At 51.7% G+C, this 2,560-nt stretch carries 2 protein-coding genes and 2 pseudogenes; 3 read left to right on the top strand and 1 reads right to left on the bottom strand.

Annotated features, from left to right (window positions below):
* Positions 1 to 94 precede the first annotated feature (94 nt).
* A pseudogene (locus GQE99_RS01650) lies at positions 95 to 358 on the bottom strand (IS110 family transposase); the annotation flags it as partial.
* A 224-nt stretch (positions 359 to 582) separates the two neighbouring features.
* On the opposite strand from GQE99_RS01650, the gene GQE99_RS01655 reads away from it, so the two are divergent.
* The 3 genes and pseudogenes from GQE99_RS01655 to GQE99_RS01665 form a co-directional block, all read left to right on the top strand.
* A complete protein-coding gene (locus GQE99_RS01655) occupies positions 583 to 1,005 on the top strand; it encodes a TadE/TadG family type IV pilus assembly protein (protein WP_161349846.1) in 423 nt (140 codons plus the stop codon).
* Positions 1,005 to 2,321, top strand: a complete 1,317-nt coding sequence (locus GQE99_RS01660; protein ID WP_161349847.1) for a pilus assembly protein TadG-related protein — start codon at positions 1,005 to 1,007, stop codon at positions 2,319 to 2,321. Before GQE99_RS01655 ends, GQE99_RS01660 begins: the two co-directional genes overlap by 1 nt.
* 46 nt (positions 2,322 to 2,367) lie before the next feature.
* A pseudogene (locus tag GQE99_RS01665) lies at positions 2,368 to 2,469 on the top strand (integrase core domain-containing protein); the annotation flags it as partial.
* Positions 2,470 to 2,560 lie beyond the last annotated feature (91 nt).

Consider the following 2,560-nt stretch of genomic DNA (forward strand, 5'->3'; position numbering starts at 1 on the left):
CGCACTTCGGGGGAAAACTTGTTCGTCGTCTTGCTCATGATGCTCCATCCTACTCAGGAGTTGGAGCCTCCGGCAAATCCGGGGCGGTTCAAACCTTCACATAGGGCCGGACATAGAGCGGCGACATCAACCGAGGCTCATGTCCCTTCTCAAGACAAAAGCGCCCGATGTGATGTGCCCCGCCGCACGCTTCCATCGCAACCACGCAGGGCGAAAGCGTATCAAGCACGCAGGGCGAAAGCGTATCAAGAAAGCCCGGCAGCCGATGCCGCTGAAGTCGTTTGCGAAACACGACCGCTCCCGCTTCATCCAGCCCGGCAAGACTGCAAACGGTCTTGCCCAAATCAATGNCCTCCACCTATGCCTGCCACGATAGCAGCGGGTTGGCGGGAAGGCAGTTCATCCCATTAGCTCAGAGCTCAGAGCCAAAGAAGAGGAGAGCGTGTCGAACACATCACCCGGAAAGTGACTATTCTTGCCTCTGCGCCGTCAAATTTCTGCCTAACACGCATGGGAAAGAAGAAGAAGCAGCTGCCTTGAATCGAAAGACAATCGGCGGCAGTAGAAGGAAGTGAAGCAAAGATGGGTTGCAGTAAGACAAAAACAGCCTCTATCAAGGTCCGGTCTTTCGCGCGTGACACACGAGGCAGCGCCACAATCGAATTTGTGCTTTGGGTGCCGATTGTGGTGTCGATGTTTTGTTTGATCGTGAATGTCACAGTCCTCTATTTCAGTCAAAATGAAGTGCTTCGTGTAATCCAAGATGCCAATCGAAATTTATCGGTCGGTCGGCTTTCCTCGGAATCCGAAGCGGAAGCTTTCGTTCAGGAGCGAATTTCTGAAAAGCTCCCAAACGCAGTCGTCGACTCCACAATCAGCGATGGTACAGTAACGACTATTGTATCATATCCGGCTAGTGACTTGGTTTTTTTCAATATGTTCAAGCAAATCACCGGATTGCATTTGTCTGCGAGCGCTGGCCACCTAATAGAGGATCTGACCTGATGCGATGGTTGAAGGCGAAATCGTTTCTTGGCCGTATGGACGGGTCGGTGACGGTCTTTGGGTTGTATCTATTTCTGGCAACCGTTGCGATTGGGGCTTTGGCGCTTGACATAGCGAACGCTTATCGAATAAATACTCACCTCCAAGTTGCCGCTGACTCTGCAGCGCACGCCGCTTTGCTCACGCGTGAAACAGAGGACGCGGCAGCGGCCAAATCCACCGCGCTTTCCATTGCAAAAATCGCCATGCCTCCCGAGCGGCACGGCGATGTTCTTAGAGATGAGGACATATACTTTGGCTATTGGGACGCAAAAAACGAGTCTTTTCAGGTCGACTCCAGTTCAAGCGATGCCGTGCTTGTCGATGCTGGCCGGCTTGCTGAGCGTGGCAATAGACTTTACACAGTTCTCCTAAGGCTTTTTGGCCAAACACACTGGGACATTCGCCGCTCCTCGGTATTTGAAACATATATTCCAACTTGCTTTAGAGAAGGGGTCGTTGGCGAGGATGTTGTAGAGTTCACCTCCAACAATCTCTTTAAGGAGGGGTTCTGCATCCATTCTAATACCTTTGTGTCATTCAATACTGGAAACGAGTTTGAAACTCGCTCGATCGTTTCGATGCCGGATCGCCGCGAAATTTCTATTCCATCAGATGGATTTGCGGCGAACCCTGGGCTGTCAGATGCGTTAAGGGACGCGGCATACCAGCTAAGAGTCTTGAGTAGGGTGGACGAGATCATAAGTGGTGTGCTGGATCCATCATCACCTTACTTCCGTGATTGGATTATCCCGGGCTCAATTGAAATTGAGTTAGATCCAAAATCGAAGCTCGATGATCCGGAGTTCTCAACACAAAGAATCCACGTCTTGTATTGTGCGCGCGAAAAACAGCGTGCGAAGATTCACGCGGGGACAGATCTGAAGGATCTTGTTATTTGGACCAATTGCCAGTTGCAGATTGGCGAAAACGTAACAATGGATAATGTTGCCATCGTAAATACAAATACGGGAAATGCTTCGATAACTGGCGCGTCGGGGATTCAACTTGGCAAAGATGACAATTGCGCGCCAGGGGGTGGTGTGCAAATTGTCACCAAGGGAGGCGTCGCGTTTCCTCAGTATTTGAAGATGTTTGGCGGGCAAATCATCGCGTCCGGCGATGTAAGTTTCACTTCAGACGCAAACGGAATCCAAGGAGCATCGATCGTATCGGGTGGCCGTGTTGATGGAACCACAGACGGGGTCATGGCCTTTTGCGACGGTTCCGGTATGGAGGACAATTTCTCGGCGGTCTACTTCAAACTTGCCTATTGAGTTCTATTGCAAGACGCAATCAGTCAGCCGAATAAACGGCAGAGACTGGGTTTGCCAGCGCGGGGTCACTCTCGCCTTTTTCAGGCCGGGGAAGCCGACCGACAATGCCTACATCGAAGCGTTCAATGGCAGATTCCGGGCAGAATGTCGTATCCCTCCGGCGGAGGCCGTCTGACGGGATTTCGGCGTCGGTGCTAAGTCCGACCTTATGGCCGACTATAAGTTCAGACCCGAGATCG

Source organism: Maritimibacter harenae (genome assembly GCF_009882975.1).
Lineage (GTDB): Bacteria > Pseudomonadota > Alphaproteobacteria > Rhodobacterales > Rhodobacteraceae > Maritimibacter > Maritimibacter harenae.